Source organism: Bartonella massiliensis, assembly GCF_902150025.1.
In the GTDB taxonomy this organism is placed as follows: Bacteria; Pseudomonadota; Alphaproteobacteria; order Rhizobiales; family Rhizobiaceae; genus Bartonella; species Bartonella massiliensis.
In genome coordinates, this window is sequence record NZ_CABFVS010000011.1 from 188106 (window position 1) to 207505 (window position 19400).

Consider the following 19400-nt stretch of genomic DNA (forward strand, 5'->3'; position numbering starts at 1 on the left):
TTTGAAAAATCAGCTCTGAAAAGGAATTTATTAGAGATATTCGTGTTCAGATGTGAGGTAGTTTGAATTCATGATAAGATATGAGAAAGCAGAAGCAATGACTGTAGATTTTATAGAGAGTGAAATCTTGTCTATAAGGTCTGTGCAACTTGCAGCTGCTTTTGATCATAAAAATGATGCGATTTCAGCAGCTGCTGAATTGCTTGTGCAGGTTGGTGCTGTTGATAAACGTTATCTATCGAGCATGCTTGCACATGAAGAAATAACCAATACTTGGTTTGGGAATGGTATAGCCATTCCACATGGCATGGTTGAAAATAGTGATTTGATTATCAAGGATGCTGTTGCTGTTATACAGGTTCCTGCTGGTGTTGAGTGGCAGGATGGAAAGAAAGCATATTTGGTTATCGCCATTGCAGCGTGTCCAGATCGCTATAGAGAAATTTGCAAAAAGTTGACATCTCTTTTATTTGATAAAAAACAGCTTGAAGTACTTGCAACCACTAAGGACAAACAGCAAATTGTTACAACTCTGTTTAATCAAGATATAAAGATAGAAAAAACAGTTATTGGTGACCTTTCGGTGTGTCAGGAATGGACTTTAGATTATCCCGGTGGTCTTCATGCACGCCCTGCTTCTCTCTGGGTTGATTTTGCGAAAAAGGTTCAGAATTCTATCAGAGTTCGTCATGGTCAATATGCCGTTGAAATGAAAAATTTGGTTGGTTTATTGCAATTAGGAGTAAAAAACGGTGATGTTCTGATTTTTTCTACGGATGCTGAAGATGGAGTACAACTTCTCAATGAAGCCATCGCTATTGCGAAAAAAGTGAGTATTAGTGAACAATACGTCATGAGAGAAACGGAATCTCAAACAAAGACTTTGCATGGTTGGTATCCAAGCTCTCTGCAAAAAGGCATTTCTGGTGTTGAAGCAAGCTCAGGGTTAGCGTTTGGTAAAATTTTTGTTTTAAAGCAAAATGATATTTCCATAATAGATCAGCCAATTGATTTTGCAGTTGGTGCAGCCTGTCTTGAAAATGCTCTTACAAAAACAAAACATAAAATGGCATCTGTGATTTCTGATATTACAGTGCGTATGGGAGAAGATTCTGCGGCGATTTTTTCTGCGCAAATAGTTTTGCTTGAAGATGAAAATCTCATAGCTCAAGCTTGTCGTTTTATAGCAGAAGGTCATGGTGTCGCTTGGTCTTGGGATAGAGCGGTTCGGCAGTTTTCAGATATGTTTTCTAAGGTAGATAATCCTTTGTTAGCAACACGCGCTATTAATTTAATTGATGTTGGTCGTCGTGTTTTAGGTGAAATAAATCCATCCTATAGAACATTCTTTTTAGATGATATTCCAAATGATGTTATTCTGGTTACAAATGACCTTTCTCCTTCTGATGTTGCACAACTTGATTGCGCAAAAGTAAAAGGATTAGCAACGGCATGGGGAGGTCCACTCTCTCATACAGCTATTTTGGCGCGTACTCTTAATATTCCGATGGTTGTTGCTGCAGGTGATGATATTTTAGCGGTTCAGTCTGGTATTCAGGCTATTATTGATGGCGATAATGGGTTCATTTACCTTGACCCTACGCTTGAAGATGTTGAAGAAGCTCAAAGGCATCTTGATACTGTTGCACAAAAACGTGTTAGTGAGATAAGTGCGTTTAGAATACCAGTGCAAACGACAGATGGTCAAAAAATTCGTATTATGGCTAATGTCAATCATGCAACTCAGGTTCCTATTGCGCTTGACTTGGGGGCCGAAGGTGTGGGACTCATGCGCACAGAGTTCTTATTTTTAGATAATCCACATATTCCGGATGAGGAGGTCCAATTTGATATATATCGAGCGATGATTGCAGCTGTAGGAAATAAGCCATTAATTATTCGTGCGCTCGATATTGGTGGAGATAAACAAGTTACGCATTTACATTTATCTAAAGAAGACAATCCTTTTTTAGGAGTTCGAGGAACGCGGCTTTTGTTACGTCGGCGTGATCTTTTAGTACCTCAACTACGTGCTTTGTACAGAGCTGCAAAAGAGGGTGGAGATCTATGGATTGTATTTCCGATGGTGATGTCTGTTTCAGAGATTGTTGCTATAAAAAAGATTGCAGAAGAAATACGCAATGATATTGATGCACCAAAATTAAAACTTGGTATTATGATTGAAGTTCCAGCTGCGGCCATTATGGCAGATATGTTGAGTGCCCATGTTGACTTTTTCTCAATTGGAACCAATGACTTAACGCAGTATACAATGGCTGTTGATCGGCAAAATCCGTACCTTGTGTCTGATGCTGATAGCCTTGATCCAGCAGTTTTACGTATGATTTATCAGACTATTCAGGGAGCAGCACAACATAAGTGTTGGGTTAGTGTATGCGGTGGTATGGCTGGAGATCCTTTTGGTGCGATGATTTTGACTGGATTGGGAATTAAGGAGCTCTCTATGATATCTTGCGATATTTCTCCAGTAAAGGCGTGTTTGCAGACTCATAGTTTTGAAGATATGAAAATTTTAGCACAAAAAGCACTACAATGTGAAACAGCACGAGCTGTACGCGCTCTAAGCAAAGATATCCGGTGGTAAAGAATGTGAAGAAGAAAGACCACGTACATTGTGCAAAGTTGTGAGATTTTTAGTACTGTAGGACTATTGTCTTTTATAGCGATTATAGGCAACATATTAATTTGTGTGTGATAGATCATCGTTTTACATAGCGAAAGACTAAAATAGGATAAGATTTTTTCATTTTAAACTTTCTTTATCTTAAATTCATAAGATTATTCTCTTATACTTTATAAGTAGGATTAACTAACGTATGGATAAAAATACTTTAATGAAAAATAAATGCCTCTTCTAGACTTTCTCAAATAACAAGAGCTGTTGCAAAAATTGGAGTTGGTAAATAGCATGATAGTGCTATCCAATAGATTTTATATCACTTATAAACACCGTTATGATTGTTATGGGATGAATGTGACAAGAATTGAAAAACGTTTTTTAACAAACGCGTGGATAAGCAGAACAATAGTATTTTATTTAGAGTGTTTTTTTGCTTTTAAATCAACATCTAAACCCAGAGCAGCCCTATGTTTTAAGGCGGCTCAATACTTTTTCTGCTGTTGTTGTCTTTTGATACCAAGTAGGAGAGAGTATATTGTGTATCTCTATTTATATAATCTCTAAAATGGGCGGACACCCTAATTGGGGGGAGAATATTAAGGTGTAAAGATGTAAACTAACATCACCTTACTATCATCTTTTAATTCGGCTTTACAGCTTTCAAAATTGTTCAACATCTTTTAAATAATGGAGATTACCTATTGCCTCACGCTTTTATTTTACGTTCTTTAATAGGAGGGCACATCCTTCACGTAAAACTAAACGTCATTGGATTGCTCATTCACGAGTTTGTTAAAAAAAACATTCGTACACACAAGCTCATTTCGCGTCAGCGCCGGTGAATGGTATAATGGTAAATTCATTATTCCCCTCTTTCTGATGAGGAGAAAGTTCGCACCATCACTATTCTATTTTTCAGTCTCGCAATGTTGTGACAGCTACTTTTATTTGAGAAAATTCATAAGAAGTATTTATCCTTTCTTAAACGTTTTTTCTATATACCATCCCCGTTTATGACGTAAAAGCAAGAGAGTTTAATTCACCAAGATGAAAGGAGTTATGAAAAGAAAAATTTACGCTATTTGAGGATCTCATTATGTAAAAACAATAAGTTACCATTATAAATTAAAACGTTATCTATGAAGTGAAACATAAAAGTGATGAGCAGGTAAATCTTATCTTAAAAAGAGCAATTTGTAATAAAATTTAGTGATAAAGGATTTTCATTCTTGAGGTAAAAAGGAGGTTGAAAGATTTTTATTGAAATGAAATTTATTATCTAGATGAAGCAATTTTAATGTTAGAAATATAAGAAGTTCATATCGTTATTATTCTATTTATTATTGGATCAGTGTTGATAGGCGAGAGATTTTTAATTATTTCATTGTGTAGAAAACATAGACCGTATGTCAATTTTAAACAGTGTTTCTTCAATAAAGCAGAAAGTGTGTCAGTCAGCATGAAAGTTTATGATACAATCTTTTCACTTCCATTATTGTACAGACCTATCCACGGAAAAAGTTTTTTAAAAAAAGATATGCTTGTTATTCAACAAATATTAGCTCTTATTTAATCAATAAATTTGAATTTTGAATTTTAAATGTATAATTTAGGCTTGCACGTTATTTCTTTCTGGGTATAGTGCGAAACTTCTGGAGAGGTGGCCGAGTGGTTGAAGGCGCACGCCTGGAACGCGTGTATATGGGAAACCATATCGAGGGTTCGAATCCCTCTCTCTCCGCCACGGCGCTTTTACCATATTATAACATATTGATTTTATATGTGTTTTTTAAGGGTTCGGGATAAATAAATAAAGGTTCGGGAATAGTTTTACAATGTTCCTCTACAGAATCATTCCTTTTTTGCTAACTTGTACTAAAAATTTTTTGAGTGTTACCAAGTTCTGTTGTGAAAAATAATCTAAAGTTTTTACAAATTTTTTGCGTATTTTTTAGCTATTGTGAGGAGAAATTTGATGCGTCAAGTTTTTTGAAAACCACTGTAAAATATGTAAAAACATTATTGATCGCTTTGATGAGACGTGCAAAATTAAAAATCTATAGGCTAAAATTTCGCACGTCTCAAAGTGTATTTAGAGTCGGATATTTGGTTTTTGTGTAAAAACACTTCCCAATGCATCTATAAGGCGTGAAAAATCAAGCGCTAATAAGAGTATAATCAGTATAATCCATTTCGTATAACGTGACATCACTTTCACGCTTTTATAAGTCATGATGATTTCTTGAAGAATTTCTTTTTCCGCTTCTGTAAGCTCTATATCGTCTCTTGTTTTTCTTCTAGCCATGTTTCCACCCACACAAACGTTCACCTAGGGTGTTATGTTTTAAGATATTTCTTGCTAAGCTTGAACTGATGACGTCAACATCTCTTTTGTTTAAATAAATGGGTAACCAACCAACACAAGAGACATACTTATTTGTCGTGCAACCAACGAGAAAGAGCAGTACGCACATCAGTGTCATTTTTTTGATTAACTTCATTTTCCACCTCCAGACGTGTTTTTGCTGCCTTTAGCGTTTTTTCTGTTTGCTTTTGCTGTTCTGCTTTTTTGCCAAGCATGAAAGCTTTGGCTAAAGCCATAAAAAAAGCGGCTAGTGCCGCACCAGTTAGGAGCAAATACTTTTTTATCCATAAGATCATAGGCGGTGCTCCTGAAAGCGTTTGGCAACAAAGAAAAGACCAACACCTGCTGCTAAAACCATAATACTAGCAAAAGCCCATTGCACTGGACCATTGCCTGCCAATAAGCCTCCAAGCCCCGAGAAAGAACCAATAATAGGGGCAAGGGCTTCAGCCTTAAAGCGTCCTGTTGCTTCTTTGGTTTCCACGGTTTGGTAGTTAGAGGAAACATAAGCGCCTTTCGCCCATAATCCTGCTTCTGCTGCACGACGGTGGACAAGACCTTGCAAACGTTTGCCACCCGCTTTGGTCCATTTTTGTAATTCGGCTGGTACCGCTTCATAATCGCCACTATTGAGTTTTTTTAATAGGGTGGAATTGCAAAAAGCTGTTGTTCCTACATTATAGCAAAAGGATACTAAGGCTGCGAATTGCCAAGAATTTAAAGAGACCGTAACGGCTTGTGCAACAGTGTTTTCAAATTGTCTTAAATCTTTACAAAGAATTTCTTCGGCTTGTTTTTCAGTGATTTTCATGCCCTTGTGAACAAAAGGTTTTCCGGCGCTGTTTGTATGTCCATAACCGATTGTCCATACACCAATGGCATCTTTATAAGCGTTTAAACGCAAGCCTTCCCATTGTTTAATGAGTGCAAGCCCTTCTTGTGATATTTTTCGCATAAAGTTCTCCATAAAAAAAGTCCCACATAAAGTGAGACTGAGTGAATGTTAAAAATTGTGATTATTGCGTTTTATTAAAAATATTGTTTCATGTAACTTTTTTCTGTGTTATACGTTACATGAAACAAGAGGAGATTTTGTTATGGGTACAATGCACGTTAATGAACGGGTTCAAAAACACCGCATTGCACAAAGAAAAGCAGGTCTGCGTTTAATGCAAATTTGGGTTCCAGATACACGCAGACCAGACTTTGCAGAAGAGTGTCGCCGTCAATCCCGTTTAGTGGCAAAAACGGATAAATCTGATACATCGATACAGTTATTTATGGATCAATCTTTAACGGATGTTGATGGCTGGACAGAATAATGCGCGGTTCTCTCGTAACAATAGCTATGCAAGGTGATTTTGGTAAACCAAGACCTGCATTGATCATTCAAGCGAATGAATTTAGTGAACATACAAGCATGACGGTTTTACCGATTACAAGTACACTTATTGATGCACCATTACTCCGTATTACTCTTCAGCCAAACGCTAAAAATGGTTTACAAAAGCCTTCGCAAGTAATGATTGATAAGATCATGACTGTAAGATGTGACAAAATGAGTTCCATTTTTGGCTCTCTTCAAGCAAAAGAAATGTTAGGAATTGAACGCTGTTTGGCTGTATTTTTAGGAATAGTAAAATGAATCTACACAACAGATGGATATCGAAAAAGTCCTTCAATTAGTCAAGGAAATGAAATATGGAAATCACTAAATTTGATACAAGTGAATATTTCAAAACACCTGAGACACAGAGGATTCTTTTAGAAGATGCTCTTGAAAGCAAAGATAGTAAATATCTTGCCCATGCTCTTGGCATTATCGCGAAAAATCAAGGTATGAGTAAAATCGCTCAAAATACAGGACTATCAAGAGAGTCTCTTTATCGTTCATTAAGCGATAAAGGTGACCCACGTCTTTCTACTTTTCTTAGTGTTTTAAGTGCCTTGGATTTACAAATGAGTTTAACGCCAGTTAAAAATAACTGTAAGGAACAAACGGCTTTAGAAGAAGCCTCTTAACTACCTCCCCACCTTTGAAGTGGGGAAGAGGATGTTTTTACCTTAAGCAACCTTTTTAATGGGATTGTCTAAATTGGGTTCATAAGCACGCAACAAAGAATCCATGCGATGTGGTAGTTCTGAAGAACCAAAATCTGTGAGAATTGCCAAAATTTTTGTAATATTAGGCACGTCATTTTGAAGTTTTAAAATGAGAACCTTTTCTATTGCATTCATAGTTTGAACCAAAGCACTACAGTCTTTGTCGCTCACATTTTCATCATTAGAAAATTGAGACAATGCTATCCATAAATCGCATAAAAAGTTAGTATCTACCTTCATTGTACACCTCCATGGATTTGTTCTCTTAAGCATGCCAAACCTCTAGAGGTGATTTTTGTCGAAGGGAGGACCTTTTCTGTTCCATCTGGTCTTTGAATGGTAATCGCGGGGCAGTCCATAAAACCTTTCTTTATTTTATCTTGATAAGGCAACAAAGGCGCCCCTGGAGCACGTCGATAGACCCAATCATGTTTGCGCAAATAATCGCTTAAATCCTCTGGTCGTACCTCTAACATTTTCGCTGCTTCAATAAGACCAAACAGCCCATCAGAGCGCTTTAAACCATCCAAAGCCTCTGCTTTTGGAGTTAGTTCTGCAATCACATGATCTTTCTGCTCAATTTGGCTTTGTAGATGATTCAAAACACCAAGTAATGCTTGAGGAGTCGAATAATCGATTTGTGGTGTTGCTACTTTTTTCAAAAGCCGTTCACATTTGATAAAGTATTGACGTGCTTCATGTCCTTTTTCATTACGCTCGATCATCGAAAGGTGCTTAGCCATATCTAATGTAATGTGGTATTCTTTTACCTTTCCACCGCTTACTAAATTTTTAGTAAGCGTTATAAAGTTTATATTTTCCTGAAACTTACATTCTTTAATGCGATTTTTAATCCAGTCATTAAAGCGGGCTTTTATTTCTAAAAACGTATGCAAGTCACGAGCATTGACCGTTTGAATAGTCTCTTGATCAATTGTTTGTTCCGTAATTTTTATAAGAGTGTTCATGATGAACTCCTTATCGTTAGATGTTTTTCATTGACACTCTAAAGAGAGTGCCGGGCGCTGAAAAACACGGCGATAAGTCCGTCGTTACACTTTCCCCGCAAGGGTATTGTATAGTGCAACCACACCCGACAAAATCACTATATGCTATAAAGCATGTGATGAGTCAAAGTTTTTAAATTTCGGCGGGAAGAGATTATTTCGGTAATCTATCCGCTTATCGTTCGGTGTTTTTCAGGCACCTGATTCGAAAATACAGATTACAGAAATAATGTCAAGAAACTTTCTATAGTTTTTTTATATTTTTGCTAATTGATATCTTCTTTATTCATATGTATGACGCTGTCTCCTTCGTCACATGCATCTGGAGGGGCGTTTGGATCAAGGGTATCGTCTTTGTCTGGTGTGGTATTGGCTACGTTTTTAGCGGCATCTTCTTGGGCTTTATCAAAAAGTTCGCAGTCTATCTTTGTTGTAAATCCACCTGTTTTATCAAGCTTGTGTTTAACACTTTTGATACGCCATTCTGCTGGAATATAGGGGCGGAAAGGGGGCTCTTGAACCAGTTTTGCTTCTGCTTGCACAAAGGGGTTGCCACCAATATCACACGAAAAGGAAGACTTTCCACGTGATGATTTGTTGCGATAAGCGGCAATGGCCGCAACAGCTTCTGATTGGTTATGGTAAGTATATTTAAGTTCATGAAAAGGTTCGTGACCAACCTTGACTTCCTTTTTTTCACCACTGCGGATATCATGATAGCTTGCAAGTACACCGCCTTTTTTCTCTTCTTCTAGCTCTTGTTCTTCGGGTGTTTTTGCTGCTGTCTCTGTTTTAGGAAAATTCTGGGTATCACTTTCATCCATATGGATAACATCTTCGCCTTCATCAATTTCCTCTGGTTTCCTTGCATCAGCGGCGGCTTTTTGGTCATCTCCCGCATCTGTTGCTAAGCCATTGGCGGTACCTGCTTCATCGCGTGCACTGTATTTAAAATCCCAAGAGGTGCATTGTTTTTCATGAATGACAACAACGGGCAGTGTTTCACCGGTAATGGCTTTGCCTTCGCCTCTTTTGGCAAGCACCAATTTACCATCAACGGGTTTTGCGACGGCGTCATATTCTTCAGCAAGGCGTGTGGCAAAAGCCATATCGCTTTCTGCGGTTTGATCAATATGGCGCACAACAATTTTGGCAAGAGCAGGGTCGACCTTTGCTGTATAGCCATTGCGCTGTGCTATCTCTTGAATGATATTGCCAAGGGTTTGTTGATGATAGGATTGGCTTTTGGGTGTTCGATAAGATGTATTCATAGAAGCTGCGCGCCCTGTAACACTTAAGGTTTGTGGTGGGCTGCTTACAGAGATTTCATCAATCAGATAGGCACCCATATCGCGGTTTTTACCGCCTTCATAGCCAAGAGTGACAGAAAGGATTGTTCCAATGAGAGGAATGTCAAGAAAGCCATTATCGCACTCACGGGCGCGGTCATCAAGCTCTATAGTGATGCGGTCGCTTTTGTCTTCTGCTTCATCGGTAATTTCAATCGATAAAACATAGTCCATAAGTATGCGTGTAATGTCCTCTCCATTTGCTAAAACCATGCAAAAAGGTTTCATGATTGACTGCCCCAAAGTCTGATAACCGGTGTCGCTTTAGGATAGGGAAGGGCTGGTAGGAGAATGGTCATACCTGCTTTTAATATGGGTCCATAGTCTGCAAGACCAAAATTAGCTGCATAGACGCGTTCAACAGCAAGGGCTTGTTGACCCTTGGCATAATATCTCCAGCAAATGGCATCAACCATATCGCCTTCTTTGGTCACGTAAAGATCACTCATAGTTCTTCACCATATTCTCTCAAATTGACGGTAAATTCTTGTTTTTTTGGGTTACCATTTTTGTGAAAAATACTCTGTTTTTCTTTTACAGAAAGGATGACAAATTTGCCTAAAATCCTCCCCTGACCTGTTACGAGGATATGAGGTCCCTCATGTGCCATTTGCCGCAAATATTCCAGTTGTCTATAACCGCCTTTAAAGTCTGGATAAACCACACCTGTTAGGGAAAATTCCGCATTGGCAACGGCTGGCAATTGAAGAGCAGCCTTGCGTCCCAATCGCCCTTGCTCGACCCATGGAATGTCATAGGTCATATCGAGGGCTTGATAGGCTGCTGTTTCAATGGAAAAGATAAAACCACCTAAAGCTAACATCATGATGTTTAATCCGAAAGGCTAGAGGCGATAGCCAAACGCTGTTGTTTGGCATAGTGTTCAAGAGTTTGATTGACGGCGGCGCGGATTTCGTCTTTTAAACCATTGGGCACAGAGATATTTAAATTTGAAATTATCACGCGGGCATCGATTTCTACCGGCTTATGAACGGTAATGGGCTCTGGAACTTTGAAAGAGTCAACTTTTACATTTGTCGCCTGCATTTGTCCTGCTTCGACTCTAGTGGTGTTAAAACCGCTTTTGCCTTTTCCAGATGGAGCATTGGGAACAATGGCTGTATCAACCATTCTTTTTGCACGTGCATTGGTTTCATCGGTAAAGGTTTTAATGGTTTGGGTTGAATTGTTATCGATTGTAGCCTTAAATCCTAACTTTTCTTTCATCCAGTTTGGCATCCAACTGGTTAATTTATTGATCTGGTTCCCGAACCAATCGGATAGAGCATTCCATTTGCTTTTGATACCTTCCCAAAGTCCGTTAATCAGATTAGCACCTGCATTCATTAAATCGACTCCAAACAGCCATTTAATCAATGCATTGATTTTTTGCGCAATCCAAGAGAGGGGGGAAAAGTTTTTAAAGAGACTAAAGAGGTTATTAAAAATATTACTACATAAGCTGGCGAAAGAACTCCACAAATTGCGTAAGAAATTCATGACCGTATCCCAATTTTTGTAGAGGAGATATCCAGCACCTACAAGAGCAGCAATACCGCCAATTATCCAACCTATGGGGGTTGTCATGATGGCAACACCAAGCGATATAAAAGCAGAACCAACGGCAGTTATTGCCGAGATCAGTGAACCTACAAGAGTTAAAGCAAGACTGGCAACAGCAGAAGCAGCTGAGGCGAGTGCTGAAAGGAATGATCTTCCAAGAGTTGCAGCAAATCTGATAAAAGCTCTATCTGCTGCGATTATTTGTGAGAGTAGGGATTTTCCAAGATTTGCAGCAAGACCAGCAATTTTAGAACCAACTTTAGTTAAGACTGAAGACACTGGTCCTGAAAGAGCGACAGCAAGCCTGATGCAAACTAGGCTGACTAAGGCTAGGGATGTAGCCACCCAGCCGTTGATTTTATCCCAATTTTTATAGAGTGCAATAAGTGCTACAATGCCACCCAGTATCCAACCGATAGGTGTGGTCATAATAGTATAACCAAGGGTAACAAATGCGACACCAACCGCTGCTAATGCAGCAATGAGTGGACCAAAAATGAAGGAACCAAGGGCAACAAGACCCACTTTAAAGAGGGTTATTTCACCAATTAAAGGCTCTAGCCATTGGAACCAGCCTTTAATCCTCTCTGTGAGATCACTGATACTTTTTCTTAAATCAGAGGTAGGATTCAGTAAATCCTGCAAGACTTGTTTTAAGGTTTTAGCCCAGCTTGCTATGGTTGTTTGGATAAGGTCACAGTTTTCATCAATCAACTTTGAAAAGCCATCAATCATATCATTGATTACGGGCATGAAACGTGCACCAATAAAGCTCGCAATACCGCCTATTTTTTTCTTAAAAGCACCAAGCTTATCACTTAAATCTGCTGCATAGCGTGCGACATCAGCACCGATTAGCCATTTTCCTTTTCTCGCCTTTGCAAAGAGTTCTTTAATGGGCGCCATGCCTTGTGAGAGCATAGATGCCATTTCTTTACCATCTCCACCAAACAGTAGGGCAGCAATATGCTGTCTTTGTGCTTGATTTTTCATCTTACTCATTTTTTCGGTAATTTCTTCTAGTAAGAGAGAGTTTGATTTGAGTTTTCCAGAAGCGTTTTTGACAGAAATGCCAAGTGCTTCAAATCCCATCATACCTCTTTTTTGTCCGGCATATGCTTGCGCAGACCGTCTATTTAAGGTTGCCAAGGATTGTTGAAAGAGTTCGGCAGAATATCCTGAATTATCCGCTGCATCACCCCATAATTGAAGAGCTGTTACACTCATTCCTAAATGGCGTGATGCATGGTAGAGACTATCGCCCATATGCATGGTTTTCATGGTGACGGCGGTTAAGCTTTCCACGAGACCACCCCCAGCAAGCCCTAGAACACCGGTAAAGACAGAAGCACGGCTTGCCGCTGTACCAAGAGCACTTTGAACGCCATGAAGGCTTTTTGTCATGTTTTTTACAGCAGCAGAAAAGCGCGGAATACGCAATCTATGAGATAATGTTTTTGAAAGTTTATTGAATTTCTCTTGCACACGTTTTAAAGGCGCGGTGAGTTCGTCTTCAAGAGACAACTTGACCTTTGCATCGGCAACTTTTTTACTCATTTTGTTTTATACCTTTCTGCTGCTTGTTTTCGCCAAAAGAGCAATTCTCTTGGTTCCATTTCCATCATCTCTGAAAGAGACCAATGGAACACAATGGCAATATCGGCAATCAGTTTAGCGGCGGTTTCCCAGTCGAGGTTTCCCGCCGTTTGATAAAAGATTCCAAAATCTCTCCAATGTTTGAGAGGTCATTGATATCGAGTTCATTGATAGCTTCATGCGGCCATTCAGAAAGACGTGCAATCATAGCGATTGTTTGCTCTACGCCTTCTTTTTTATCAATGGCTTGCAAATCTTTTGTTTTGGGGCGGCGTAAAGTAATTTTGGTGTGTTCTTTTCCTTCAAAGGTAATAGGGATAAGCAATTGATGTGTAATAGTTTGTTGTATCGTCATTTTATAATCCTATATTTTCTTTGTGGTCTGCTAATTGATTGACACCATTGAATTTCCTCACCAAGTTGAGAACGTCTATCTCAACAATTTCAACATCCTTTTGGACATATTTGAAATATTGCAATGTAAATGTTGCTGTAGATGTTGCTTTGCCACCCGGTTGCCATTCTGCCATTTCAAAGCCTTTGCAAAGCCCTCTCATGGTAATGATAACCCCTTCTGCGGGTGTGCCTTGGGCTTGCATTGAACTGCGCAATGAGATGTCAACATCTGTGCGTCCCAACAGCGCCATTAATTCTGGTGAACAATCAGAAATGGTCATGGTAAGGATAAGGGTTTCAAGACCAAGATCAACTTCAATAGCGCTATCCATGCCACCACCGCGATAACTCTCAACGACCAAATTCAAGTTTGGTAGGGTGACACTTTCACATTTTGCTTGATAGGGAATACCGTCGACAAAAATGTTAAAATATTTCAAGACTCTTGGTAAAACGGATACGGTCATTAAAAGATCTCCTCTAGATAATCATTGATGATTTGTGAACGGAATGTGATGTGTTCTGCGGGTGTTGTGGGCGTGAATTCCACATTGAAATAGACTCTGCCATCTTCAATAGCGCTTGCTGTGTTAAGCTCTGGATCTGGTGTACAGCACCCCCAAAGAATGGCGCCTTGCGCTTTTAAATCACGCAAATAAGCATTGACGCTTTCACTCACATCATTCAGATAGGTCTTTTTGATGTTGCGGTCGACTGCCCATAGATGTCCGCGTAAAATGGCATCATTAATCATATCTGCGGTGCGCACTACGGATAAAAAGGCAAATTTTGTATCGCTTGAAAGGGTGCGATTACCCCAGAGGCGATAGCCGTTTTCTCGAATAATGGTTGTGATATTTTGTTCGTTAAGCAGGTTAGCGCGGCTTGCGCGATCACCAATAGAAAAATCAATGGGGCGCGCTATGCCTACTATTCCATTGATCACTTTATTGGAAGGGGAATGCCAAAAACCATTAGCAAAATCTGTTTTAGCAATGACACCAGCAACCGCTGCACTTGCCGGTTCTTCTAAGATTTTGCCATTACGATTAACTTTGACAAATGGATCAATAAGAATGGCGCGTTTGGAATCAAAATCCTTTGCTGCGCTAAGAGCTGCTTCATCTGTTGTGTTTGGGGCATCAAGCACCACAATGGCACGCAAACGCTCTGCAATGCCAATCAATTCTGCTGCAACGGGGTTAGAAGTTGTACTGCTCTCATCTTTGACAGTCGCCTCCGTTTCATCAGTGTTTACACTGGATGGGCGTTGATGTGTAAAGCCTGGAGCAATCAGAATACGTGGTGTTTGCCCCACAACAGATTGCGCTCCAATGAAAGCATGAACACCTTCATAAGCGCCATTTTCATTCACACCACCTAGAATATTTGTGAGTGTTGCTTCTTCATTGTCACCTTCTTTTACACGGACAACAACAACAATTGCTCCCACTTGCTTGAAAATAAGATCAAGGGCATTAGGCAAAGTACCGCGTCGTTTACCTGTTTTGTCCAGTTTTGCGGCTTGTGAAAGAGAGCCCGTGACCAAAACCGGTGTGTTAAGAGGAAAGGCTTGTTCATCGGCATCGGGTGCTGTGCCAATAATTCCGATAACGCCAGACTGAACTGCACGAAGGGGGCGTGTACCGTCATCAACCTCGACGACTTCAACACCGTGTAGAAAACCTGTTGCCATTTTATGCTCCTTTAAAATAGTGGTGAATTAAAATGAATATGAAAAAATGAGAGGTGCAAGCCGCTCTTGAGAACGACTTGACAAAATATTTAAAACCGTTAGATTCATACAAAGGTGCTTGAAAAACACCTCAAAACAACAAGCGGATTGGTTGCCGAAATAACCAGTCTTCCGTAAACTAAAAGCTTTGACTCATTGTGTGCTATACGCATATAATAATATTGTCGGGTGTGGTTATGCTATACAATACCCTTTTGGGGAAGGCATAACGACGGGCTTGTTGCCGTGTTTTTCAGCACCCGGCGCTCTTTTTAGGGTGTCAATGAAAAACCTCTATTACCAAGGAGTTCAAAATGAACACTCTTATAGAAATTACAGAACAAGTCATTGATGGCGATACTGTCCAGACAGTAAACGCACGTGACTTGCATACATTTTTAGAAGTTAAAACCAGTTTTAAAGATTGGATTATTCGTCGTATTAAAGAACGTAAATTTAAAGAAGGTTATAACTTTTGCTCTTTTTTGAGCGAAAGTTCAGGAGGTCGCCCTTCTAAAGAATACTACCTCACATTAGATATGGCTAAGCACCTTTCCATGATAGAACGTAATGACAAAGGACATGAAGCCCGTCAGTATTTTATCAAATGCGAAAAGCTTTTGAAAAAAGTAGCAACACCACAAATCGATTACTCAACGCCTCAAGCATTGCTGGGTGTCTTGAATCACTTACAAAGCCAAATCGAGCAGAAAGATCATGTTATTGCAGAACTAACACCAAAAGCAGAGGCTTTAGATGGCTTAAAACGCTCTGATGGGCTGTTCGGTCTTATTGAAGCAGCGAAAATGCTTGAAGTGAGACCAAAGGATTTAAGCGATTATTTGCGTAGATTTGTTAAATTTTTATTTGACAATATGGCGGGAATGTGCCTATTATCGAATCAGGTACCTAAGAAACACCTTGATAGTAAGCGGATTGGTTGCCGAAATAACTAATCTTCCGCAAATTTAAAGGCTTTGACTCATTATATGTATGTAGCATATAAGGATCTTGTCGGGTGTAGTTATGTCATAAAATACCCTTACGGGGAAAACATAACGACGGACTTACTACCGTGTTTCTTAGCACCCGGCGCTCTTTTAGAGTGTCATTAAGAAACGTCTAAGTAGTAAGGAGTTCATCATGAACACTCTCATAGAAACTAAAGAAAACACTTTTAGTGAAGCAATCGTTCAGACTATGTCCAGTCGTGAAATTGCTGAACTATGTGATAAACGGCATGACCATGTTATGCGTGATATCAAAAAAATGCTTGAAGAACTTAACGCCCCCAAATTTGGGGTGGTTAATTTTAGCGGTTATTATCTTGATAGCAGAGGAGAAACGCGCCCTTGTTATAACCTTCCAAAGCGTGAATGTTTAATTCTGGTCTCTGGTTACAGTACTGCCTTACGAGCAAAAATAATTGATCGTTGGCAAGAATTGGAAAAACAAATAGCCGCACCACAGATTGATTACTCCAAACCCGAAGCCTTGCTTGGTGTTTTGAATCACCTACAAAGTCAAATAGAGCAGAAAGATCATGTGATTGCTGAATTAACACCCAAAGCAGAAGCTTTAGATGGCTTAAAGCGCTCTGATGGGCTGTTCGGTCTTATTGAAGCAGCAAAGATGTTAGAGATACGACCAAAGGATTTAAACGATTATTTGCGCAAACACGATAGGGTTTATCGACGTGCTCCAGGGGCGCCACTGTTGCCTTATCAAGATAAAATCAAGAAAGGTTTTATGGACTGCCCCGCGATTACTATTCAAAGACCAGATGGTACAGAAAAGATACTGCCTTCTACAAAAATTACCTCTAGAGGTTTGGCATGTTTAAGAGAACAAATCCATGGAGGTGTACAATGAATACTAGTATTGATTTTTTATGCGATTTGTGGATGGCGTTGTATCAGTTTTCTGATCGTGATGATGTTGAAGACAAGGCTTTTAATACTCTCATTGAGACTATGGATGCGATAGAAAAAGCTTTAATTTTAAAACTTCAAGATGAAACCCCAAATGCACTGAAAATTTTGGCAATGATTACAAATTTTGGAACGTTAAGACCACCTCCGATTATAGAGTCTTTGTTAAAATCTTACGAACCCAATTTAGACAGCCCTATTAAAAAGGTTGCTTAAGGTAAAACATAACCTCTCTTCTCTGCTTCTAAGTGGGGAAGAGTTTATTAGATTCCCTCTGAGAACGGCTTATTCCAATTACAAAAGGGTACTTTTTTCTCCAGTACGTTGTAAAACATCTTTACATAATACATATTATACGTACAATACGTATTATCTATTAAAGGGCTGTACTGATGAAAAAATATAGTTTTACAGATGTAAATCGCGGGGCAGGCGATATTTTAGACGAGGCGATGTCAAAGCCTGTTGCTTTAACGAAACGAGGGCGTGAAAAAATCATTATGCTTCCTGTTGATTTATATCATGAATTAATAAAAGCGCGCTCTCACGCACAATCTTTTTCTTATGCAGATGCACCTCAAAATATATTAGACGATTTAGATCATGGTTTAGATGACATTTTAAATAGTGATGAACATGTTTAAAGCGGGGGATGTTGTTCGATATTATTATTTATGGCACGAACAAGCGCAAAACGGTGAACATTCGGGGCGTAAAGCGCGTCCTTCGTGCGTTATGGTCAAAACTGAAAAGCATCTTTTTTTGTTTCCTATCACTTCTCAAGAACCTCATGATTTGCAGTATAGCGTAAAGGTACCTGAGATAGAATGTCAGCGTGCGGGTTTGCAAAAGCAATCTTGGGTACGTGTTGATGAATTTAATGTTGTTCCTTGCGAATCTTTGTTTGACTTTGAAGATTTGAAGCCACAAGGGCGTTTTAGCCTTGCTTTCATGCGTAAAATTGCAGTTAAAATTAAAGAAGTTAAAGCAATAAAATTACTTAAAAAAGTTTCTAGAGACTTAGTAATATACTTAAACAGTGTGGAGTACCGGAACTTTGCTAACATCTGTTTCACGATCCGCATGCCAAGCATCATAATTGGCTTGCATACGTAATCATATGCCTGCTCCATTCCCAAACATCTTTCCAAGACAAGCCGAAGAGAAGGGGAGATAGGCTTTTTTGCCTGCAAGATATCGCAAAGATGTTGGTGTGATATACCAAGCATTTGTGCGATTTCTGAATTTGTTTTACCAGTTTCTGGAATAATATCTGCTAAAAGCTCTCCTGGGTGAGTAGGGCAACGGTTAGGATTACGTGTGGTCATAGATAGTCTTCTTTGCAATTAATTTTAAAGCTATTACAATCTAAATAGTATGACATCAATATTGTGTAATTTAAAGAAATTAAAAAAATGAACATTAAGCCTATTCGCACTGAAGAGGATTATCAAGAAGCCTTAGAAATTGTATCTGCACTGTTTGATAATCAACCTCAAGAGAACACTCCAGAATTTGATCAAATGGAGACTCTTGTATTATTAATTGAAGCGTATGAAGCCGAACACTATCCTGTCTTTCCACCTCATGCGTAAAGAGAAGCACAAACTTATGAAGGGAATAAATTTGCACGTTAACATCAAGGATTTTGCAACTGCACCAAAGGCTGTCTGATTAAATATTGCTAAAAACTCAGATTTCTTGCCACCCTTCATAAAGTGAATACGAAATGTAAATTCTATTGCCATTTTTCTCTCCAAATCAATGAAGAGACATTAACAATTAACAGCACTCTTTCATAAGACTGACAGTGTCAGTCAAAAAAAGCTCTTTGAAAGGGCTTTGAAAGAGCGATAAAAAGACTTAAAAATCATATAAAGCCCGCTTATACAACAAGCATCCATTTGACTTGCGCTACTTGTTTTGTATTTAATCTTTCCATAATCTTATAAGGACAGCGCCATCAGCTCCAGCACCGCTTGAACAATCAGTCCCATGAGAACCTGCTCCACCACCCCCAAAACCACGTCCTGCTTTTCCTGAACTATAGAAACCTTGTCCTATCCCTCCAGCGCCCCCCCTTGATGTATCACCCCCAGCATCACCTCCGTTACCGCTTGTCTTGCTCGTAATTCCATTCGTTCCAGCATAACCATTCCCGCCTTTGGCAAGTCCTGGATGTTCGTCTGTTGCTAAACCAAAGTTTCCACCTGTACCTCCAGCACCGCCAGAGCCTGAATAGAAGGAAGTCGTACTCCCAGTAATCGAGTGAGAGATACGGGCGTCAGCTCCCCCACCCCCCTTTCCTCCGGTAGCGGTAATAAAATTTTTGCCAATGGTTGTTGTTTCTCCAGGCTTACCGCTTACAAAATTCTTTGCAATAGAAGCCCCTCCTTTACCAATGATGATATTCTCGTGACCGTTTAAACTGACTTTATAGCCATACCACACCGAGCAACCGCCTCCACCACCTCCTCCTCCTAATCCTATCCCAAACGCTCTACCACCACTACCGCCACCGCCCCATGCTTGGATTTCAACTTTGGTTTTATCCGTCACCCAGTCTGGCCATTGAATTTTTCCATCTTGCGTATAAAGCAATTCAGCATCAGCAAGAGCCGGCCAATAAATGGGTTTATCATCAGTAAAAATTTTTTTAAGATTCTTTACCTCAGCCCATATTTCCTGCTTGAGAGCATCAACTTGCGCTTTGG

At 39.4% G+C, this 19400-nt stretch carries 25 protein-coding genes, 1 tRNA gene and 1 pseudogene; 11 read left to right on the plus strand and 16 right to left on the minus strand.

Annotation, left to right across the window (positions count from 1 at the left end; translation table 11 throughout):
• Window positions 1-97 precede the first annotated feature (97 nt).
• Together ptsP and FNZ60_RS03190 are read left to right on the plus strand one after the other, a co-directional pair.
• The gene (ptsP, locus tag FNZ60_RS03185; protein ID WP_185913456.1) at window positions 98-2605 is read left to right on the plus strand and encodes a phosphoenolpyruvate--protein phosphotransferase; all 2508 of its coding nucleotides are present in this window, start codon (window positions 98-100) and stop codon (window positions 2603-2605) included.
• A gap of 1690 nt (window positions 2606-4295) precedes the next feature.
• Window positions 4296-4385 (plus strand) — tRNA-Ser (locus FNZ60_RS03190).
• A gap of 348 nt (window positions 4386-4733) precedes the next feature.
• On the opposite strand, the gene FNZ60_RS03195 is transcribed toward FNZ60_RS03190, so the two are convergent.
• The 4 genes from FNZ60_RS03195 to FNZ60_RS03210 are packed head-to-tail and all read right to left on the minus strand — an operon-like array spanning window position 4734 to window position 5961.
• The gene (locus tag FNZ60_RS03195) at window positions 4734-4946 is read right to left on the minus strand and encodes a hypothetical protein (protein ID WP_142416267.1); all 213 of its coding nucleotides are present in this window, start codon (window positions 4944-4946) and stop codon (window positions 4734-4736) included.
• Window positions 4939-5142 carry a hypothetical protein gene (locus FNZ60_RS10050; protein ID WP_142416268.1) on the minus strand — a complete coding sequence of 68 codons (204 nt, stop codon included), beginning with the start codon at window positions 5140-5142 and terminating at the stop codon, window positions 4939-4941. Before FNZ60_RS10050 ends, FNZ60_RS03195 begins: the two co-directional genes overlap by 8 nt.
• Complete coding sequence (locus FNZ60_RS03205) at window positions 5075-5302, minus strand: hypothetical protein (RefSeq protein WP_142416269.1); 228 nt, start codon at window positions 5300-5302, stop codon at window positions 5075-5077. The genes FNZ60_RS10050 and FNZ60_RS03205 overlap by 68 nt, the downstream gene beginning before the upstream one ends.
• The gene (locus tag FNZ60_RS03210; protein ID WP_142416270.1) at window positions 5299-5961 is read right to left on the minus strand and encodes a lysozyme; all 663 of its coding nucleotides are present in this window, start codon (window positions 5959-5961) and stop codon (window positions 5299-5301) included. The genes FNZ60_RS03205 and FNZ60_RS03210 overlap by 4 nt, the downstream gene beginning before the upstream one ends.
• 142 nt (window positions 5962-6103) lie before the next feature.
• Here FNZ60_RS03210 and FNZ60_RS03215 point away from each other — a divergent pair, with 142 nt between their 5' ends.
• Genes FNZ60_RS03215 through FNZ60_RS03225 form a run of 3 tightly spaced genes read left to right on the plus strand, consistent with a single transcriptional unit; the run spans window position 6104 to window position 7028 of the window.
• On the plus strand, window positions 6104-6328 hold the full coding sequence (locus tag FNZ60_RS03215; RefSeq protein ID WP_142416271.1) for an antitoxin MazE family protein: 225 nt from the start codon (window positions 6104-6106) through the stop codon (window positions 6326-6328).
• On the plus strand, window positions 6328-6651 hold the full coding sequence (locus tag FNZ60_RS03220) for a type II toxin-antitoxin system PemK/MazF family toxin (protein ID WP_142416272.1): 324 nt from the start codon (window positions 6328-6330) through the stop codon (window positions 6649-6651). The genes FNZ60_RS03215 and FNZ60_RS03220 overlap by 1 nt, the downstream gene beginning before the upstream one ends.
• 56 nt (window positions 6652-6707) lie before the next feature.
• Complete coding sequence (locus tag FNZ60_RS03225) at window positions 6708-7028, plus strand: addiction module antidote protein (RefSeq protein ID WP_142416273.1); 321 nt, start codon at window positions 6708-6710, stop codon at window positions 7026-7028.
• Window positions 7029-7070: 42 nt separating this feature from the next.
• On the opposite strand, the gene FNZ60_RS03230 is transcribed toward FNZ60_RS03225, so the two are convergent.
• The 10 genes from FNZ60_RS03230 to FNZ60_RS03275 form a co-directional block, all read right to left on the minus strand.
• Window positions 7071-7349, minus strand: a complete 279-nt coding sequence (locus FNZ60_RS03230) for a hypothetical protein (RefSeq protein ID WP_142416274.1) — start codon at window positions 7347-7349, stop codon at window positions 7071-7073.
• Window positions 7346-8077: an antA/AntB antirepressor family protein gene (locus FNZ60_RS03235; protein ID WP_142416275.1), complete on the minus strand. Its 732-nt coding sequence runs from the start codon at window positions 8075-8077 to the stop codon at window positions 7346-7348. The genes FNZ60_RS03230 and FNZ60_RS03235 overlap by 4 nt, the downstream gene beginning before the upstream one ends.
• A 305-nt stretch (window positions 8078-8382) precedes the next feature.
• Window positions 8383-9693, minus strand: coding sequence for a contractile injection system protein, VgrG/Pvc8 family (locus FNZ60_RS03240; RefSeq protein ID WP_142416276.1), 1311 nt, complete (start codon window positions 9691-9693; stop codon window positions 8383-8385).
• Window positions 9690-9914, minus strand: coding sequence for a tail protein X (locus FNZ60_RS03245; RefSeq protein ID WP_142416277.1), 225 nt, complete (start codon window positions 9912-9914; stop codon window positions 9690-9692). The genes FNZ60_RS03240 and FNZ60_RS03245 overlap by 4 nt, the downstream gene beginning before the upstream one ends.
• A complete protein-coding gene (locus tag FNZ60_RS03250) occupies window positions 9911-10291 on the minus strand; it encodes a phage tail protein (protein ID WP_142416278.1) in 381 nt (126 codons plus the stop codon). Before FNZ60_RS03250 ends, FNZ60_RS03245 begins: the two co-directional genes overlap by 4 nt.
• A gap of 5 nt (window positions 10292-10296) precedes the next feature.
• Complete coding sequence (locus FNZ60_RS03255; RefSeq protein ID WP_142416279.1) at window positions 10297-12585, minus strand: phage tail tape measure protein; 2289 nt, start codon at window positions 12583-12585, stop codon at window positions 10297-10299.
• On the minus strand, window positions 12582-12746 hold the full coding sequence (locus FNZ60_RS10580; RefSeq protein ID WP_371410321.1) for a GpE family phage tail protein: 165 nt from the start codon (window positions 12744-12746) through the stop codon (window positions 12582-12584). Before FNZ60_RS10580 ends, FNZ60_RS03255 begins: the two co-directional genes overlap by 4 nt.
• A complete protein-coding gene (locus tag FNZ60_RS03265) occupies window positions 12695-12979 on the minus strand; it encodes a phage tail assembly protein (protein ID WP_142416280.1) in 285 nt (94 codons plus the stop codon). Before FNZ60_RS03265 ends, FNZ60_RS10580 begins: the two co-directional genes overlap by 52 nt.
• 1 nt (window position 12980) lies before the next feature.
• The gene (locus FNZ60_RS03270; RefSeq protein ID WP_142416281.1) at window positions 12981-13487 is read right to left on the minus strand and encodes a phage major tail tube protein; all 507 of its coding nucleotides are present in this window, start codon (window positions 13485-13487) and stop codon (window positions 12981-12983) included.
• A complete protein-coding gene (locus FNZ60_RS03275) occupies window positions 13487-14716 on the minus strand; it encodes a phage tail sheath subtilisin-like domain-containing protein (RefSeq protein WP_142416282.1) in 1230 nt (409 codons plus the stop codon). The genes FNZ60_RS03270 and FNZ60_RS03275 overlap by 1 nt, the downstream gene beginning before the upstream one ends.
• 353 nt (window positions 14717-15069) lie before the next feature.
• Between FNZ60_RS03275 and FNZ60_RS03285 the strand changes: the two genes are divergently transcribed.
• The 5 genes from FNZ60_RS03285 to FNZ60_RS03305 all read left to right on the plus strand — a co-directional run bounded on the left by FNZ60_RS03285 (window position 15070) and on the right by FNZ60_RS03305 (window position 17802).
• On the plus strand, window positions 15070-15711 hold the full coding sequence (locus FNZ60_RS03285) for an antA/AntB antirepressor family protein (protein ID WP_246054705.1): 642 nt from the start codon (window positions 15070-15072) through the stop codon (window positions 15709-15711).
• A gap of 187 nt (window positions 15712-15898) precedes the next feature.
• A complete protein-coding gene (locus tag FNZ60_RS03290; protein WP_142416283.1) occupies window positions 15899-16627 on the plus strand; it encodes a Rha family transcriptional regulator in 729 nt (242 codons plus the stop codon).
• Window positions 16624-16902, plus strand: coding sequence for a hypothetical protein (locus FNZ60_RS03295; protein ID WP_142416284.1), 279 nt, complete (start codon window positions 16624-16626; stop codon window positions 16900-16902). The genes FNZ60_RS03290 and FNZ60_RS03295 overlap by 4 nt, the downstream gene beginning before the upstream one ends.
• Before the next feature lie 176 nt (window positions 16903-17078).
• Entirely contained in the window at window positions 17079-17330 is a 252-nt protein-coding gene (locus tag FNZ60_RS03300; RefSeq protein WP_142416285.1) for a type II toxin-antitoxin system Phd/YefM family antitoxin, read from the plus strand.
• Complete coding sequence (locus FNZ60_RS03305) at window positions 17323-17802, plus strand: hypothetical protein (protein WP_425456829.1); 480 nt, start codon at window positions 17323-17325, stop codon at window positions 17800-17802. The genes FNZ60_RS03300 and FNZ60_RS03305 overlap by 8 nt, the downstream gene beginning before the upstream one ends.
• On the opposite strand, the pseudogene FNZ60_RS10060 reads toward FNZ60_RS03305, so the two are convergent.
• Window positions 17719-18014, minus strand: a pseudogene (locus FNZ60_RS10060) (HigA family addiction module antitoxin). The gene FNZ60_RS03305 and the pseudogene FNZ60_RS10060 sit on opposite strands and share 84 nt — an antisense overlap.
• Window positions 18015-18101: 87 nt before the next feature.
• Here FNZ60_RS10060 and FNZ60_RS03315 point away from each other — a divergent pair.
• Window positions 18102-18281 (plus strand): helix-turn-helix domain-containing protein, encoded by a 180-nt coding sequence (locus tag FNZ60_RS03315; protein WP_142416286.1) that lies wholly within the window; start codon window positions 18102-18104, stop codon window positions 18279-18281.
• A 334-nt stretch (window positions 18282-18615) separates the two neighbouring features.
• On the opposite strand, the gene FNZ60_RS03325 is transcribed toward FNZ60_RS03315, so the two are convergent.
• Window positions 18616-19400: glycine-rich domain-containing protein (locus FNZ60_RS03325; RefSeq protein ID WP_483977065.1), on the minus strand; the 785-nt coding region annotated here is incomplete at its 5' end.

What these genes read in the sequence shown, in the direction of transcription:
- ptsP (WP_185913456.1), top strand. Translation starts at nt 98, where the DNA reads ATGACTGTAGATTTTATAGAGAGTGAAATCTTGTCTATAAGGTCTGTG.
- FNZ60_RS03195 (WP_142416267.1), bottom strand. Translation starts at nt 4,946, where the DNA reads ATGGCTAGAAGAAAAACAAGAGACGATATAGAGCTTACAGAAGCGGAA.
- FNZ60_RS10050 (WP_142416268.1), bottom strand. Translation starts at nt 5,142, where the DNA reads ATGAAGTTAATCAAAAAAATGACACTGATGTGCGTACTGCTCTTTCTC.
- FNZ60_RS03205 (WP_142416269.1), bottom strand. Translation starts at nt 5,302, where the DNA reads ATGATCTTATGGATAAAAAAGTATTTGCTCCTAACTGGTGCGGCACTA.
- FNZ60_RS03210 (WP_142416270.1), bottom strand. Translation starts at nt 5,961, where the DNA reads ATGCGAAAAATATCACAAGAAGGGCTTGCACTCATTAAACAATGGGAA.
- FNZ60_RS03215 (WP_142416271.1), top strand. Translation starts at nt 6,104, where the DNA reads ATGGGTACAATGCACGTTAATGAACGGGTTCAAAAACACCGCATTGCA.
- FNZ60_RS03220 (WP_142416272.1), top strand. Translation starts at nt 6,328, where the DNA reads ATGCGCGGTTCTCTCGTAACAATAGCTATGCAAGGTGATTTTGGTAAA.
- FNZ60_RS03225 (WP_142416273.1), top strand. Translation starts at nt 6,708, where the DNA reads ATGGAAATCACTAAATTTGATACAAGTGAATATTTCAAAACACCTGAG.
- FNZ60_RS03230 (WP_142416274.1), bottom strand. Translation starts at nt 7,349, where the DNA reads ATGAAGGTAGATACTAACTTTTTATGCGATTTATGGATAGCATTGTCT.
- FNZ60_RS03235 (WP_142416275.1), bottom strand. Translation starts at nt 8,077, where the DNA reads ATGAACACTCTTATAAAAATTACGGAACAAACAATTGATCAAGAGACT.
- FNZ60_RS03240 (WP_142416276.1), bottom strand. Translation starts at nt 9,693, where the DNA reads ATGAAACCTTTTTGCATGGTTTTAGCAAATGGAGAGGACATTACACGC.
- FNZ60_RS03245 (WP_142416277.1), bottom strand. Translation starts at nt 9,914, where the DNA reads ATGAGTGATCTTTACGTGACCAAAGAAGGCGATATGGTTGATGCCATT.
- FNZ60_RS03250 (WP_142416278.1), bottom strand. Translation starts at nt 10,291, where the DNA reads ATGATGTTAGCTTTAGGTGGTTTTATCTTTTCCATTGAAACAGCAGCC.
- FNZ60_RS03255 (WP_142416279.1), bottom strand. Translation starts at nt 12,585, where the DNA reads ATGAGTAAAAAAGTTGCCGATGCAAAGGTCAAGTTGTCTCTTGAAGAC.
- FNZ60_RS03265 (WP_142416280.1), bottom strand. Translation starts at nt 12,979, where the DNA reads ATGACGATACAACAAACTATTACACATCAATTGCTTATCCCTATTACC.
- FNZ60_RS03270 (WP_142416281.1), bottom strand. Translation starts at nt 13,487, where the DNA reads ATGACCGTATCCGTTTTACCAAGAGTCTTGAAATATTTTAACATTTTT.
- FNZ60_RS03275 (WP_142416282.1), bottom strand. Translation starts at nt 14,716, where the DNA reads ATGGCAACAGGTTTTCTACACGGTGTTGAAGTCGTCGAGGTTGATGAC.
- FNZ60_RS03285 (WP_246054705.1), top strand. Translation starts at nt 15,070, where the DNA reads ATGAACACTCTTATAGAAATTACAGAACAAGTCATTGATGGCGATACT.
- FNZ60_RS03290 (WP_142416283.1), top strand. Translation starts at nt 15,899, where the DNA reads ATGAACACTCTCATAGAAACTAAAGAAAACACTTTTAGTGAAGCAATC.
- FNZ60_RS03295 (WP_142416284.1), top strand. Translation starts at nt 16,624, where the DNA reads ATGAATACTAGTATTGATTTTTTATGCGATTTGTGGATGGCGTTGTAT.
- FNZ60_RS03300 (WP_142416285.1), top strand. Translation starts at nt 17,079, where the DNA reads ATGAAAAAATATAGTTTTACAGATGTAAATCGCGGGGCAGGCGATATT.
- FNZ60_RS03305 (WP_425456829.1), top strand. Translation starts at nt 17,323, where the DNA reads ATGTTTAAAGCGGGGGATGTTGTTCGATATTATTATTTATGGCACGAA.
- FNZ60_RS03315 (WP_142416286.1), top strand. Translation starts at nt 18,102, where the DNA reads ATGAACATTAAGCCTATTCGCACTGAAGAGGATTATCAAGAAGCCTTA.